The 14,343-nt window shown below is 63.9% G+C and carries 13 protein-coding genes and 1 tRNA gene; 7 read left to right on the top strand and 7 right to left on the bottom strand.

The features are described from left to right. Positions 1 to 97: 97 nt before the first annotated feature. The 3 genes from ACYPXD_RS14220 (at position 98) to ACYPXD_RS14210 (ending at position 3,132) form a co-directional block, all read left to right on the top strand. The gene (locus tag ACYPXD_RS14220) at positions 98 to 1,093 is read left to right on the top strand and encodes a 3-hydroxyacyl-CoA dehydrogenase (RefSeq protein WP_459712248.1); all 996 of its coding nucleotides are present in this window, start codon (positions 98 to 100) and stop codon (positions 1,091 to 1,093) included. 125 nt (positions 1,094 to 1,218) lie between these two features. Further along, positions 1,219 to 2,121: an SMP-30/gluconolactonase/LRE family protein gene (locus ACYPXD_RS14215; RefSeq protein WP_459712245.1), complete on the top strand. Its 903-nt coding sequence runs from the start codon at positions 1,219 to 1,221 to the stop codon at positions 2,119 to 2,121. Between the two features lie 201 nt (positions 2,122 to 2,322). Beyond that, positions 2,323 to 3,132 carry a Crp/Fnr family transcriptional regulator gene (locus ACYPXD_RS14210; RefSeq protein ID WP_459712242.1) on the top strand — a complete coding sequence of 270 codons (810 nt, stop codon included), beginning with the start codon at positions 2,323 to 2,325 and terminating at the stop codon, positions 3,130 to 3,132. A 125-nt stretch (positions 3,133 to 3,257) separates the two neighbouring features. Here the strand turns inward: ACYPXD_RS14210 and ACYPXD_RS14205 are convergent, their stop codons facing one another. The 4 genes from ACYPXD_RS14205 to ACYPXD_RS14190 form a co-directional block, all read right to left on the bottom strand. Beyond that, entirely contained in the window at positions 3,258 to 3,917 is a 660-nt protein-coding gene (locus tag ACYPXD_RS14205) for an aspartate/glutamate racemase family protein (RefSeq protein WP_459712239.1), read from the bottom strand. 47 nt (positions 3,918 to 3,964) lie between these two features. Then, entirely contained in the window at positions 3,965 to 5,467 is a 1,503-nt protein-coding gene (locus tag ACYPXD_RS14200; protein WP_459712236.1) for a sugar ABC transporter ATP-binding protein, read from the bottom strand. Positions 5,468 to 5,518: 51 nt separating this feature from the next. Further along, positions 5,519 to 6,466 (bottom strand): sugar-binding protein, encoded by a 948-nt coding sequence (locus tag ACYPXD_RS14195; protein ID WP_459712233.1) that lies wholly within the window; start codon positions 6,464 to 6,466, stop codon positions 5,519 to 5,521. 105 nt (positions 6,467 to 6,571) lie between these two features. Further along, positions 6,572 to 7,570 (bottom strand): ABC transporter permease, encoded by a 999-nt coding sequence (locus tag ACYPXD_RS14190; RefSeq protein WP_459712231.1) that lies wholly within the window; start codon positions 7,568 to 7,570, stop codon positions 6,572 to 6,574. A 272-nt stretch (positions 7,571 to 7,842) separates the two neighbouring features. Between ACYPXD_RS14190 and ACYPXD_RS14185 the strand changes: the two genes are divergently transcribed. The 3 genes from ACYPXD_RS14185 to ACYPXD_RS14175 all read left to right on the top strand — a co-directional run bounded on the left by ACYPXD_RS14185 (position 7,843) and on the right by ACYPXD_RS14175 (position 10,485). Continuing rightward, on the top strand, positions 7,843 to 8,748 hold the full coding sequence (locus ACYPXD_RS14185) for an NAD-dependent epimerase/dehydratase family protein (protein ID WP_459712228.1): 906 nt from the start codon (positions 7,843 to 7,845) through the stop codon (positions 8,746 to 8,748). A gap of 240 nt (positions 8,749 to 8,988) precedes the next feature. After that, a complete protein-coding gene (locus ACYPXD_RS14180) occupies positions 8,989 to 9,867 on the top strand; it encodes a DUF1223 domain-containing protein (RefSeq protein ID WP_459712225.1) in 879 nt (292 codons plus the stop codon). 108 nt (positions 9,868 to 9,975) lie between these two features. Further along, complete coding sequence (locus tag ACYPXD_RS14175) at positions 9,976 to 10,485, top strand: cytochrome P460 family protein (protein ID WP_459712222.1); 510 nt, start codon at positions 9,976 to 9,978, stop codon at positions 10,483 to 10,485. Positions 10,486 to 10,609: 124 nt separating this feature from the next. Here ACYPXD_RS14175 and ACYPXD_RS14170 read toward each other — a convergent pair. Both ACYPXD_RS14170 and gltX read right to left on the bottom strand, forming a co-directional pair. Next, positions 10,610 to 10,685, bottom strand: a tRNA-Ala gene (locus tag ACYPXD_RS14170). A 93-nt stretch (positions 10,686 to 10,778) separates the two neighbouring features. Then, positions 10,779 to 12,221: a glutamate--tRNA ligase gene (gltX, locus tag ACYPXD_RS14165; RefSeq protein ID WP_459712218.1), complete on the bottom strand. Its 1,443-nt coding sequence runs from the start codon at positions 12,219 to 12,221 to the stop codon at positions 10,779 to 10,781. A gap of 151 nt (positions 12,222 to 12,372) precedes the next feature. Here gltX and ACYPXD_RS14160 point away from each other — a divergent pair, with 151 nt between their 5' ends. Beyond that, positions 12,373 to 13,347, top strand: coding sequence for a patatin-like phospholipase family protein (locus ACYPXD_RS14160; protein ID WP_459713313.1), 975 nt, complete (start codon positions 12,373 to 12,375; stop codon positions 13,345 to 13,347). 145 nt (positions 13,348 to 13,492) lie between these two features. Here the strand turns inward: ACYPXD_RS14160 and ACYPXD_RS14155 are convergent, their stop codons facing one another. Continuing rightward, positions 13,493 to 14,254, bottom strand: coding sequence for a C40 family peptidase (locus tag ACYPXD_RS14155; RefSeq protein ID WP_459712216.1), 762 nt, complete (start codon positions 14,252 to 14,254; stop codon positions 13,493 to 13,495). Between the last annotated feature and the right edge of the window lie 89 nt (positions 14,255 to 14,343).

Here is a 14,343-nt window from a genome sequence, read left to right as displayed (position 1 = left end):
TAAGACCCGGGGATAAAACCCGGGGAATAAGACCCCAAGACAGGTCACGCAAGCGGCAACACCCACGCGGCACACGCCGCCCACGACGAGGTGATCGATGGCGAATCCGAAGCAATCGAATCGAACTGCCGGGCGAGGCAACGGCAAGCCCGCCGGCCCCATCGCAATCATCGGCACGGGCCGCATCGGCCGCGCATGGGCGATCGTCTTCGCGCGCGCGGGGTTGAGCGTCAAGCTGCATGATGCGAACCGTGCGATGCTCGACAACGCGCTGCCCGCGATTCGCGACAGCCTTGCGGATCTCGCGCGCTTCAACCTGATCGACGCAACGCCCGACGTCATCGCTGCGCGCATCACGCCTTGCGCGACGCTCGCCGACGCCGTGCGCGATGCCGAACTCGTGCAGGAAAACATCCCCGAGCAGCTCGAGCTCAAGCGTACGATGTTCGCGGAACTCGACCGCCTGACGCGCCCCAGCGCGCTGCTCGCCAGTTCGACCTCCGGCCTGCCCGCTTCGACCTTCACCGAATCGCTCGCCGGCCGCGCGCGCTGCTTCGTCGCGCATCCGGTCAATCCGCCCTCGCTGGTACCGCTCGTCGAGCTATGCGGCGCGCCATGGACCGCCGCCGACACGCTGACGCGCGCCCGCGCGCTCTATGAAGCGGTCGGCCAGAAGCCGGTGTTGGTCGAAGGCGAAATCGCGGGTTTTCTGCTGAATCGCCTGCAAGGCGCGTTGCTCGACGAAGCCTTGAGCCTTTACGAACAGGGCTACGCGAACGCGGCCGACCTCGACACCGTGATGCGCGACGGCCTCGGCCTGCGCTGGTCGTTCATGGGGCCGTTCGAGACGATCGACCTGAACGCGCCGGGCGGCGTCGTCGATTACGCGCAACGCTACGGCGGCCTTTACAAAGGGCTCGCGCGCGAACGGATGCCGTTCGACTGGTCGCCCGCGACGATCGCGAAGCTCGAAGCCGAACGTCAGGCGCGCTTGCCGCGTGCGGAGATCGAAGCGCGCAGCCGCTGGCGCGACCGGCGCCTGATGGCGCTGCTCGCGCACCGGCGCCAGGACGACACGGACGAAGGTCAATAACAACCGTCGCGGCGGGAACAGCCAGCCAACCGCGCGCCGACAGTGCGCCAACAACGTACCAACAACGTACCAACCGCGCACCAATACGCACCAACACCCGCCAACACCGAACGATGGAGCCACTCATGATCGAAACCCGCCTGCTGGTCGATGCGAACAACCATCTGGGAGAAGGTCCGCTGTGGGACGTCAAGGAACAGCGTCTGTACTGGATCGACAGCACCGCCGCCGAAATCTACCGTTGCCGCGCGGACGGCAGTCACGTCGAGCGCTTTTTCGTGCCGACGCATATCGGATCGATGGCACTGTGCGAACACGGCGGCGCGGTCGTCGCGCTTGCGAACGGCCTGCACTTCTACGATTTCGACGCGCAGACCGTGCGGCTGATCGCCGACCCCGAAAGCGACGATCCGGAGACGCGCTTCAACGACGGCAAGGTCGACCGGCGCGGCCGCTTCGTCGCGGGCACGATGGCCTACGACTTCGACCGCTACGACGCCGATCGCGGCCAGCGTCCGACGCGCAGCGGCGGCCTCTATCAGCTCGGCACGAACGGCAAGCTGACCTGTCTCGATCGCGGCATCAGCTGCTCGAACGGCCCCTGCTGGAGCCCCGACAATCGCACGCTGTACTTCACCGACACCTATGACCGGCTCATGTACGCCTATGACTACGACATCGAAACAGGCGCGGCGACCAATCGCCGTGTGTTCGCGTCGGCGCGCAATATGGCGGGCACGTTCGACGGCGCGACCGTCGATGCGGAAGGCTATATCTGGAGCGCGCTGGTCTTCGGCGGACGGATTCTGCGCTTTGCGCCGGACGGCAGCATCGACCGCATCGTGCCGGTTCCGGTACGCAATCTGACGAGCGTGATGTTCGGCGGCCCGAATCTCGACGTGCTCTATGTGACGTCGATGGGTCGCCCGATGTGGGGTATTCCGCAGAAAGAGCGCGAACGCGGCGGGCTGTTCGCGGTGACAGGGCTCGGTGTGAAAGGATTGCCGGAGCCGCGGTACGCGGGTTGAGGCGCGGCCTCGAGCCGACGCGGTCCGCGCGCCACGCGCCGTTCCTACATTTCGCTTACATCGATCGACCGAACCACTTCGCGTCTTCACAGCGCGTTGCGTGCACGCTGGTTAGAATACCCGGCAAGCGGGCGGCCAGCGCGAACGCCGCGCCGCCCACTCTCCGCACTGCGGCATGGGACATAAAGAAGGAGACAAGCGATGTGGTTCGTCGGAAAAAGCGAGCTTCTCTCGCTGATCGAACGCAATTGCCTCGAAGAGGTGATGCCGGCCTTCAGCGATCACCGCAGCCTGCGCAAGAACGCGCTGATCTATCGGCCCGAGGACCGCAGCGAATGCGTGTACCTGCTGAAAGTCGGCCACGTGCGGCTTTATCGTCTGACCGAAGACGGCCAGGAAATCACGCTGTCGTTTATCAAGGCCGGCATGATTTTCGGCGACGGCGACGTGCTCAACGAAGCGAACTACTCGCACTACGCGCAGACACTCGCGGAAAGCCGTATCTGCTATATCCGCAAGGCCGACTTCAAGGACCTGCTCACGCGCTACGACGCGATCAATCAGTTCGTGCTCAGAAGCCACCATCAGCGCTGGCAGGAAGCGCAAAAGCTGATCGAGAACCTGTCGCTGCACGACGTGCGCAAGCGCCTCGTCAATATCCTTTCGATGTTCGCGACACAGATCGGCACACCGTTCGTGCACGGCGAACGCACGGGCGCGGTGCTCATCGATCTTTCGATCGCGCAGGACAAGCTCGCGGAATTTATCGGCACGTCGCGCGAATCGGTGAACCGGCATTTCAGCGACCTCAAGGCCGAGGGCCTCGTCGATACGCATGAACGCAAGATCGTGCTGACGCCGGCGTTCGTCGCGCAGTTCCTGCCGGGGTTCGCGATGCCGGCTGCCGCCGGCGTGGTCGCACCGGCGGTGACCGCGACAACGGCGGCCGGCGCCGCGTCGAAACCGGCGAACCAGGATCACGCGTACAAAGCGCCGCTCGCGCGGGCCTGATCCGGGGTTCACCCCGGGGTTCACCCCGGGTTTGCCCGACGTTTGTCCGGGTTTGCGCGGGCTTTGCCTGCCCCGCCCGAGTGGCCTCGCTTGACGGTTGGTCTCGCTCGCGTCGATCGCTTCGCTTATCGCGCGTGCTTTAACGCGTCGATCAGCATCTTCACGCCGCTTTTCGGGCTCGACAGCACCGGCACGCGCGTCTCGCCCAGCGAAGGCACGAGCCGCGCCATCGAGACCTGCGCGAGCACCACCACATCCACTTCTTCGGCAAGCCCGACGATGGTCCGCTTGAGAATCTCGTCGTGCCGCTCGTTGTTGCCCGCGAGCAGCGCCTCGAATGCCTCTTCGGCCACGCGCTCGACCACCGTCACCTCGCGCTTCTGCTCGGCTGCTTTCTTGCGAATCAGCCGCACGGTCGGTTCGAGCGTCGTCTTCACGGTCGCCACGACACCGATGCGCGCGCCGATGCGGCTCGCCTCGAGCGCCATCGCTTCGTCGACCTTGACGATCGGCGTGCGAATCATGCCGCGCAGCAGGTCGACCGCCTCGCCGACCGACGAGCACGCATTCAGGATGTAGTCGGCGTCCATCGCCTGCGCGTTCGACATATACGAGTACATGCGCTGCGTGACTTCGGGCGTCAGATGGCCGGCTGCGCGCACATCGTTGAGCAGGCTGTCGTCGACGATATTGATCACGCGCGCGTCAGGCAGCTGATCCTTGAATTGGTCCTTGAGCGGCTGCACCGTCACCGGGCCCGTATGCACTACGACAATCGTGGTCATCTTGATTCAGTCTCCGTTTGAAAATCTGCTGCGTGGCCACAGGCACGCTAGGCCGTGGCCGCCGCCATCACACGTTCCTGCGACGCTTCCGCGCGCTCGAACATGCCGTTCAACCGCCCTTCGCGCACGACCAGGATCCGGTCGCTGATCGCGAGCACTTCCTGCAAATCCGACGAGATCGCGATAATCGCGATGCCTTGCGCGGCCAGCCGTCCGAGCAGCGCATGCACTTCCGCTTTCGCACCGATATCGATGCCGCGCGTCGGCTCGTCGACGATCAGCACGCGCGGCTCGCGCGCGACCCACTTCGCGAGCACGACTTTCTGCTGATTGCCGCCGCTGAGATTGATCACCTTCTGCTCGATCGACGGCGTCTTGACGCCAAGCGTGCGCACGAACTGGCGGCAGCGCTCGTCTTCGGCCGCGCGCCGCACGAACTGGAACGGCGCATACGCTTCGAGATGCGTGAGGCTGAAATTCTCGCGAATGCTCATGCCGGCCACGAGCCCCTGCCCTTTGCGGTCCTCCGTCACGAAACCGATGCCGTGCATGATCGCATCGTGCGGCCGCGCGATCGACACTTTCGTGCCTCCGATGAAGATATCGCCCGTGCACGGCCGCATGCCGAAGATCATCTCCATGATCTCGGTGCGCCCCGAGCCGACGAGGCCCGCGATGCCGAGAATCTCGCCGCGATGCACGGCAAAGCTGATCTCGCGAATCCGCGCCGGCGCATGATCGCGCGTACGCAGCGACAGGTTGCGCACCTCGAGCACGACCTCGCGCGTCGCATACGATTCCGCTACCGCATACAGGTCGCTCAGTTCGCGATCGACCATCTTGCGCACGAGCCACTCGCGTGTGACTTCCGCGATCGGCGCGCTGCCGACCGTCGAGCCATCGCGCAGCACGGTCACGCGATCGGCCAGTTCGAACAGTTCATCGAGCCGATGCGAAATATAGACGATACCGATGTTCTGCGTGCGCAGCCGCTTGATCAGATCGAGCAGAATGCGCGTTTCGTGGTGGCTCAGCGAGGCGGTCGGCTCATCCATGATGATGATCTTCGAATCGCAGGAAATCGCCTTGGCGATCTCGACCATCTGCTTTTGCCCGACGCTAAGCTCGCTGACAGGCGTGCGCGGATCGAGCGCCATGCCGATCGTATCGAGCAAGGTGCGCGCCGCGTCGTTCATCTTCGCGCGGTCGATCAGACCGAAGCGGGTGCGCGGCTCGCGCGCCAGAAAGATATTCTCCGCAATGTTCAGGTTGTCGACGACCGACAGCTCCTGGTAGATGATGCCGATCCCCAGCTCGCGCGCGTGATGGCCGTCGCGCAACGCAACGGGCTCGCCTTCCACGCGTATTTCGCCGCCCGCGTCGTGCGCGAGCACGCCGGTCAGGATTTTCATCAGCGTGCTCTTGCCGGCGCCGTTCTCCCCGGCGAGCGCGAGCACTTCGCCGCGCGCGACCTGCAGCGTGACGCGATCGAGCGCGCGCACGCCGGGGAACGTCTTCGAGATATCGCGAACTTCAAGGAACGGCTTCATCGTTGGCCTTGCGCCTGTCTGGCGGTTGCTTTGCGCAGTTACTGTGCGCAGTTACTTTGTGTAACTGCCGAGATTGTCCTTCGTCACGACCGTCACGCCGGTGTCGATATCCTTCGCCTGCGTTTCGGTACCCTGAATCTGCGCGACGAGGTGCTCGACCGCGAGCTTGCCCATCGTCACCGGCCGCTGCACCATGATGGCCTGAATCGTGCCGTCGCGAACGCCCTTCACGGTATCGGGCAGATCGTCGAACGCGAGCACTTCGAGCTTGCCCTTCATCGCGCCGAATTCGCGGGTGTTGAGCACTTTCGCGACCGCCGGCCCGCCGACCTGGCTCACGCCGAAAATGCCCTTCAATTGCGGGTGCGCGCGCAGCGTCGTTTCAACCACCGATACGCCCTTCGCGAGATCGTCGTCGGTGCCCTGCGTTTCGACGATCTTGATGCCCGGGTATTTCGCGAGCCCCTGCTTGATGCCCGCGATCCGCTCGTTGAGGTTCACCGCGCCGAGTTGCCCGGTGATGACCGCCACATCGCCATTGCCGTTCAACGCTTTCGCCATGGTCTCGGCCATCGCCTCGCCGGCCGCGACGTTGCTCGTGCCGATATACATCGAGCGGCCGCTTTTCGGCGAATCCGAATCGTAGGTCAGCACCTTGATGCCGCTTTTTTCCGCGCGCTTCATCACGCTTTCGACCGACTTCGGCTCATTGACCGAAATCGCGATGCCATCGACATGCTTCGAAATCAGATCCTCGATGATCTGCACCTGCGTCGAGCCCTGGGTGTTCTGCGGCACGACCCATTGGTACTTGACGTCGAGCTTCGTCGCCTCTGCTTGCGCGCCGTTATTGCAGTCGTCGAAGAACGGCACGGCGACTTTCGGGATCACCGCGATCGAAATATCTTTCGCATCTTTCGCATGGGCCGCGCTCGCGCTGAGCGCGAGCATCGCCAGCAGGCTTTGGGCGAGCGCCGCGCGAAGCAGGTTCGGTTGCATGATGTTCGTCTCCATGTTTTATCGGTCGTTTATCGACTATTCATCGGTGCCTTTTTGCACCCCTCTCAGGCTCACAGCACGCGCGAGCTCGCCCGGCGAGCCAGGCTATCGCCCCTTGCGGCGCAGCCGCCAGATGTCGATGCTCACTGCGATCAGGATCACGCAGCCGGTGATGGTCTGCTGCGCGTAGGTGTCGATATTGAGCAGCACCACGCCATTCGTGATGATGCCGGCGAGCGCCGCGCCGATAATCGCGCCCTCGACGCTGCCGACGCCGCCCGACAGGCTCGCGCCGCCGATCGCCGCCGCGGCGATCACGTCGAGTTCCGCGCCGAAGCCGGCCGCCGGCTCCGCCGAGACGAAGCGCGAGAAACTGATCACGCCGGCGAGCGCCGCGATCGCGCCCGACAGCGCATAGACCGTGAACTTGACGCGCGCGGTGCGCACGCCGCTTAGCAAGGCCGCCGTTTCATTGCCGCCCGTCGCGTAGACATGACGGCCGAACCGCGTGCGCCGCATCACGACCGAAAAGCACGCGGCCAGCACCGCCATCACGACAACCGGAAACGGAATAAAGCCGATATAGCCCTGGCCGATATAGGTAAAACTGTCGGGCACGTCGGGCGTGACCGGCACGCCTTTCGTGATGATGTACATGAGGCCGCGCCCGATGCTGAGCGTACCGAGCGTCGCGATAAACGGCGGCAGCTGGATGCGCGTGACGAGCAAGCCATTGAACGCGCCCACGATCACCCCGGTCAGGAGACCCGCCGCGACCGCCGCGAAGGCGCCGAGGCCATGCTGAAACGACAACGCGGTGACGAGCGACGAAAGGCCCATGACCGAGCCGACCGACAGGTCGATGCCGCCCGTAATAATGACGAGCATCATCCCAACGGCCATGATCGCGGTCAGCGAAAACGAGCGAAACACGCCCATCAGATTGTTGGTCGTCAGGAAATACGGCGAGAACACGCTAATCAGCACGCCGACCAGGATCAGCACCGCGAGAATATTCAGCTCGCGGATGCGCAGGCCGGCGCGCAGCATCGCAAGCGGCGCCGGCACGGCGGGTGCTTCGGTCTTCGACGGGATGGCTCTCAACGGACGTCTCCTCGCTCTCGCTCGGTCTGCTGCGGTTCGGTATCTGCTGCGCCCGACATCGCGATGATCTTAGGTGCATACCGCGCCAGGAAACTGTGACGGGCGTCATACAAACCTATTGGGGTTGTCCCGGGGCCAACTATGACGTCCGTCACACCCGTTTCGCCGGGAACTCGCTAAGCTTCGGGTAAGGTCCGAACCGCGACGTGCGGGCGAAAGCCCGGCAAAAAGCGAGTCCGGCCCCTCCAACATCCTTACAAGGAGCAAAACGCATGACGAAGCGAGTGGTAGTGACCGGCGGCAGCGGCCTCGCCGGCAAGTGGGTCGTCGAGGATCTCGTCGAGCACGGCTATGAAGTGATGAACCTCGACCGCGTGCCGATGGCGAAGCGCACCGCGCGCACGCTGATCACCGACATCACCGACGCAGGCCAGGTGTTCAACGCGCTCGCGTCGAGCACCGCGCCGGCCGAATTCGTCGACGACCTCGAGCCGAAGCCGATCGACGCGATCGTCCACTTCGCGGCGATCCCGCGCATCATGGTGACGCCCGATAACGAAGTGTTCCGCATCAACGTGATGGGCACGTACAACATTCTCGATGCGGCGTCGAAGCTTGGTATCCGCAAGGTAATCGTGGCGTCGAGCGAAACGACGTACGGCGTCGTGTTCGCGCACCGGCATCGCAACCCGCAGTACTTCCCGCTCGACGAGGAATATCCGGTCGACCCGATGGACAGCTACGCGACGTCGAAGGTGATCAACGAAGTGACCGCGAAGGCGTTTCACGCGCGCACGGGCTCGGACATCTACTGCTTTCGCATCGGCAACGTGCTCGATCCCGAGGACTATGCGAAGTTCAACAAGGAATGGCTCAAGGACCCGGGCATGCGCAAACGCATCGCATGGAGCTATATCGACGGGCGCGATCTGGCGAACGCATGCCGTCTCGCGATCGAAAAGGACGGGCTCGGCTTCGAGGTGATGAACATCGCCGCCGACGATGTGTCGTCCGATGTGCCGAGCGCCGAACTGATCAAACGCTACTATCCGGACGTGCCCGTGAAGAAAAAACTGGGCGAGTTCGAAACGCTGCTCAGCAATGAAAAGCTGAAGCGCCTGCTCGGCTGGAAGCAGCAACATTACTGGCGCGACGAGGCGAAGAAGCACTCGGCTTAAGCGTGTTTCGAGCACGCATTTCAATGCGTGCTCGCTTAACGGGCAAGCCGCGCTTCGTATCACGGTCCTTTCTGCAGGGCGCGCGATAGGCGCGCCCTTCTTTTTTGTATCGCAATGTATCCGCACGCGATACGGATACACAGCCGCGCGCTTTCGCGGCCCACCGCGGCAATCCGGACATAAGCCAGATACGTGCATACGTTCCAATGCGTGCACGAACAACGCTTATGGGATCTCGCCATGCGGATATCGACCTGCCTCGCGCACGCCGCACTCCTTGTTTCAGGCATCGCCGTCACCGCTCACGCCGCGCCCGAGCGCGCGTGCAGCGTCGCCAGCCCCGCGCATCGCGTCGCGCTCGTCGAGCTCTACACGAGCGAAGGCTGCGACAGCTGCCCGCCCGCCGATAACTGGCTGAGCCAACTGAACCGCGAGCGGCATCGCGACGCGGTCGTGCCGCTCGCGCTGCACGTCGACTACTGGGACAACGCCGACTGGCGCGATCGCTTCGCGCAACCCGCGTTTACCGCGCGGCAGAAGTATCTGAGTTCGAAGGGCGGCTCGCACATCGTCTATACGCCGGCGATCTTTGTCGGCGGGCAAGAGATGCGCGGCTGGTCCAGCAGCACGAGCTTCGGCGAACGCGTGCAACAGCTGGATGCGCAGCCGGCGCCGGCCGATATCCGCATCGGCGCGCAGACGTCGCCGTCGGGCACGGTCGCGTTCGACGCGCGCGTCGATGCGCGCACGCCGCTTCCCGGCGACGCCTTCGCGTATGTCGCGGTCTATGAGGATGGGTTGAAGAGCGACGTCAAGGGCGGCGAAAACGCCGGCGCAACGCTGCATCACGATCGCGTGACGCGCAACTGGTTCGGGCCGGTGCCGATCGTCGGCGGCCACGCGCGGATTACCGGTCGCTACCCGCTCGCAGCGTCGGCGAAGCAAGGCGTGGTCGCGTTCGTCGAAAGCGCGTCGGCGGGCGAAGTGCTGCAGGTCGCCGAGTTGCCTCGCTGCGATGAAGCCGGCGGGCCAAATGCGCGATCCGCTACGGGCAGCGGGGCCGCCGGTGGCGGCGCACGCGGCGATGCCGGCGCCGATGGCGCGCGCCCGGTACGATAACAGTACACGCTCACCGCACCGCTTTACTCTCGCCTGATACCTGGCAATCCACACCGATGGGTTGCGTGTGCAACTTCCGGACATCCACAGAAGAAAAAGGAGCTCGCCATGAAGCGTTCCCAAGGTGGCCTCGTTGCCGCGTTGCTGCTGTCGCTTGCCTTGACGACGCCGTCGTTCGCCGCGAACGATATGCATGCCGAAGCAGCGTCGCCAATCTACGGCGTGACGATTCCGCACGGCTACAGGAAATGGCAGTTTGTCGCGCCGGCCGAGGAAGCGGATCCGCTCAACGAACTGCGTATCGTGCTCGGCAATCCGGTGGCGATGAAAGCGCTCGAGAAAAATACACTGCCGTTTCCCGATGGGTCGATCCTCGTGAAACTTGCATGGAAGCGCGTGCCGTCCGCAGAGTTCGAACCGGCTTCGGTACCCGGCGCCGCGACCACCGTGCAGGTGATGGTGAAGGACTCGAAGCGCTATCGCGATTCAGGCGGCTGGGGCTTCGGCAGGTTTATCAACGGGCAGCCGGCCGATATCGCGCAGCATCAGACCTGCTTCGCGTGCCATCAGGCGCGTGTGAAAAATCACGATTTCGTATTCACGCGGCTGGCGCCGTAGGCGGCGTTCGCGACGACACGCGCGACGAAAACCGGCCGTAGAAAAAACAAAGCCCCGACGGATTGTTCGGGGCTTGTTGTGTTTGAAGCGCGGTACTTGTTTGACTCTGTCTGCTGACCTGTGTTGGTGGAGGTAAGCGGGATCGAACCGCTGACCTCTTGCATGCCATGCAAGCGCTCTCCCAGCTGAGCTATACCCCCTTGCAGAACAGAAGCGAGATTTTAGACATCAAATCGCGCTTTGTAAATACCTTTTGTATCGACGGGTTCGACGGGTTCGACGACTCCGGCGGTTCAGCCCAGCGCCTTGCCGATACGGCTGACCACCGTCTCGCGGCCGAACAGCAGCAGCACGCTGTCGATCGACGGCGTATGGGTCGTACCGGCCACGAGCAGCCGCACCGGCATCGCGAGCTGCGGCATCTTCAGCTTCTGCGACGCGAGCACCGCCTTCATGGCCGCGGCAATCGCTTCCTTCGTCCACTCGACGGTCTTCAGCGCGTCGGCGAGTTCGGCCAGCGCCGGACGCACCGCATCGGTCACATGCTGCGCGAGCGCTTCGGCTTCCGGCGCCGGCTCGCGATAGAACATCGCCGCTGTGGCCGCAATCTCCTTCACCGTCGACGCGCGATCCTTCATCAGACCGATGACCGCGGGCAGATCGGCGCCCTTCGCGAGCGTCGCCTCGTCGATCCCGAGCTCCGCGAAAAACGGCTTCGCCAGATCGGCAAGGCGCGCGTTGTCCGCTTCCTTGATGTAGTGGTTGTTCAACCAGTTGAGCTTGTCGTGATCGTATTGCGCGGGCGATTTGCCCAGATGCTCGAGGTCGAACCATTCGATAAACTGCTCGCGCGAAAAGATCTCCGCGTCGCCGTGCGACCAGCCGAGACGCGCGAGATAGTTGACCACCGCCTCCGGCAGATAACCGGCATCGCGGTAGCCCATCACGCTCATCGCGCCATGCCGCTTGCTCATCTTCTCGCCCTGCTCGTTGAGCACGGTCGGCAGGTGCGCGTAGACCGGCACTTCGCCACCGAGCGCCCGCAGGATGTTGATCTGGCGCGGCGTGTTGTTCACGTGATCGTCGCCGCGAATCACATGCGTGATGCGCATATCGAGATCGTCGACGACCACGCAGAAGTTGTACGTCGGCGTGCCGTCCGGACGCGCGATAACGAGATCGTCGAGTTCCTCGTTCGAGATTTCGACGCGGCCCTTCACCGCATCGTCCCACGCGACGACGCCCGTCAGCGGGTTACGGAAGCGCAGGACAGGCTTCACGCCCGCGGGCGGCGTGGGCAGCACCTTGCCGGGCTCGGGGCGCCACGTGCCGTCATAGCGCGGTTTCAGGCCCGCCTGACGCTGACGCTCGCGCAACGCCTCGAGTTCTTCGGTCGACATGTAGCACGGGTACGCGAGCCCCTTTTCGACCATCTGCTGCAGCACCTCGCGATAGCGGTCCATGCGCTGCATCTGGTAGAACGGGCCCTCGTCGATATCGAGGTCGAGCCACGCCATCCCTTCGAGAATCGCGTCGACCGATGCCTCGGTCGAGCGCTCGAGGTCGGTGTCTTCGATACGCAGAATGAACACCCCCTTCGACTTGCGCGCGAACGCCCACGGGTACAGCGCGGAGCGGATATTGCCGAGGTGGATGAAGCCGGTCGGGCTCGGTGCAAAACGGGTGCGAACGTGGCTCGCGGGGGTCTGTGCGGGGGTATCGGTGGAGGCAGTCACGATGGGGGCTCGCGGGCGGCGAATGAAATGCGAAGACGCGAATTATACCTTTGCCCTTCAATCACGATTGGATATGTGTCTCGCCGATTTGTCGCACGCCGAACGCTTTGCTTTATGATGTGCGCGCCGCGGCCCGCACGCATGCCGCCGGCTGGAGAATTCGTTGAAACAGTCCTCGCCCCGTCTTTCGCGCCGCCACTTTTCGATCGCGGCGGCGTCCGCCGTATTGAGCGCCTGCGCGCTGCCCGGCGGCAACAAACCACCCGAACCGGTCAAACCGTCCGACAGCACCGCGTCCAGTGCGGCAACACTCGCGCCGCCTGTCGTCAAGCCGCGGCCGCTGCGCGTCGCGCTCGCGCTCGGCGGCGGCGCCGCGCGCGGCTTTGCGCATATCGGCGTGATCAAGGCGCTCGAGGCACGCAATATCGAGGTGGATCTCGTGTGCGGCACGAGCGCGGGTTCGGTGGTCGGCGCGCTGTACGCGTCGGGGATGAACGGTTTCGCGCTCAATCGCCTCGCGCTGAAAATGGACGAAGCGTCGATCAGCGACTGGGCCATGCCGTTTCGCACACGCGGTTTTCTGCAAGGCGTGGCGCTGCAAAACTACCTGAACACGACGCTCGATAACCGGCCGATCGAAAAGATGGCGAAGCCGCTCGGTGTCGTCGCGACCGATCTGAAAACCGGCCAGCCGATCCTGTTTCAACGCGGCAATACCGGCATCGCGGTACGCGCGTCGTGCAGCGTGCCGTCGCTCTTCGAACCCGTGAAGATCGGCGCGCACGAGTATGTCGACGGCGGCCTCGTAAGCCCCGTGCCGGCGTCGTTCGCGCGCAAGATGGGCGCCGACTTCGTGATCGCGGTCGATATCTCCGCGCGGCCCGAAACCGGCCTTACCGACAGCTCGTTCGACGTGCTGATGCAGACCTTCACGATCATGGGCCAGACCATCAAGGCCTACGAGCTCGACAAATACGCGGATGTCGTGATCCGCCCGAATCTCGCGGCGATGAGCAGCGGCGATTTCGGGCAGCGCAATGCGGCGATCCTCGCCGGCGAGGAAGCGGTCGCGAAGATCATGCCGGAGTTGCAGCGCAAGCTGGCGGCGAGCCGGCTGGCCGTTTGAGACAGCGCGGGATGATGCGCCGGGTTTCTTCCGGATAAACGCGGCATCAAAACGAAAGGCCCGCTGCCGGTCGATTCCGGTCAAGCGGGCCTTTCGTTATTCGAACAACGCGCTGCCGGACAACCGACAACGGGTCGGCGACGGGTTAGTTGCCGCCGCCGATCGTCGCGCTGACGCGCTGACGCAAATCTTGCTGCTGGTCGGGCGAGAACGACGTCTCGACGCGGCGTGCGCCGGTAAAGCGCTTTTCCCAGTACGCGTCGTCCATGTCGTCGACGCGGATCGTGCTGCCCGTCGACGGCGAGTGCACGAACTTGTTGTCGCCGATATAGATGCCGACGTGCGAGAACGTGCGGCGCATCGTATTGAAGAACACGAGGTCGCCCGGTTTCAGGTCGGCCACGCGGACCTTCTCGCCGACGCGGCTCATTTCCTCGGCGCGGCGCGGCAGCGCCATGCCGAGCGTGTCCTGGAACACGTAGCGCACGAAACCGCTGCAATCGAGCCCGGAATCGGGCGACGAACCGCCCCAGCGGTAGCGCACGCCGATCAGGTTCAGCGCGCCCACGACCACGTCGCCCGCCTTGCCGGCGACGCCGGACAGGAACGAGCGTGCACCGCCGGTGCTCGGCGGCGTGCCAGACGAAGAAGACGAAGAGGACGATGAAGACGACGTCGAGCCCGACGCATTGCCGGACGCACTGCTGGAGGAAACCGAGGGAATCAGGAAGCTCGACCCGGCGCCCGAGAAACTCGTGGGGGTCGAAAATGCGGCATTCTGGTTAAAGCTGCTTACTTCGTCGGCAAATGCGTCGGCAAAAGCGCCGGAAGCTGCCACCATCAGTACGCCAATGAACATCCCGGCGACGACGCGCGTACAAGCCTGGGGTAGAGATCGGTGCTGCATTGGTCGGTAGTTTTTGCCTAAAAATCAGAGGACTAGGAAAAAAGTTTGGTCGATACTAGCCAGTAAGTATTCAAGTGTCAAAAGGAATA

The organism is Paraburkholderia sp. 2C (genome assembly GCF_054589215.1).
This window is presented reverse-complemented; position numbering and strand designations above follow the sequence as displayed.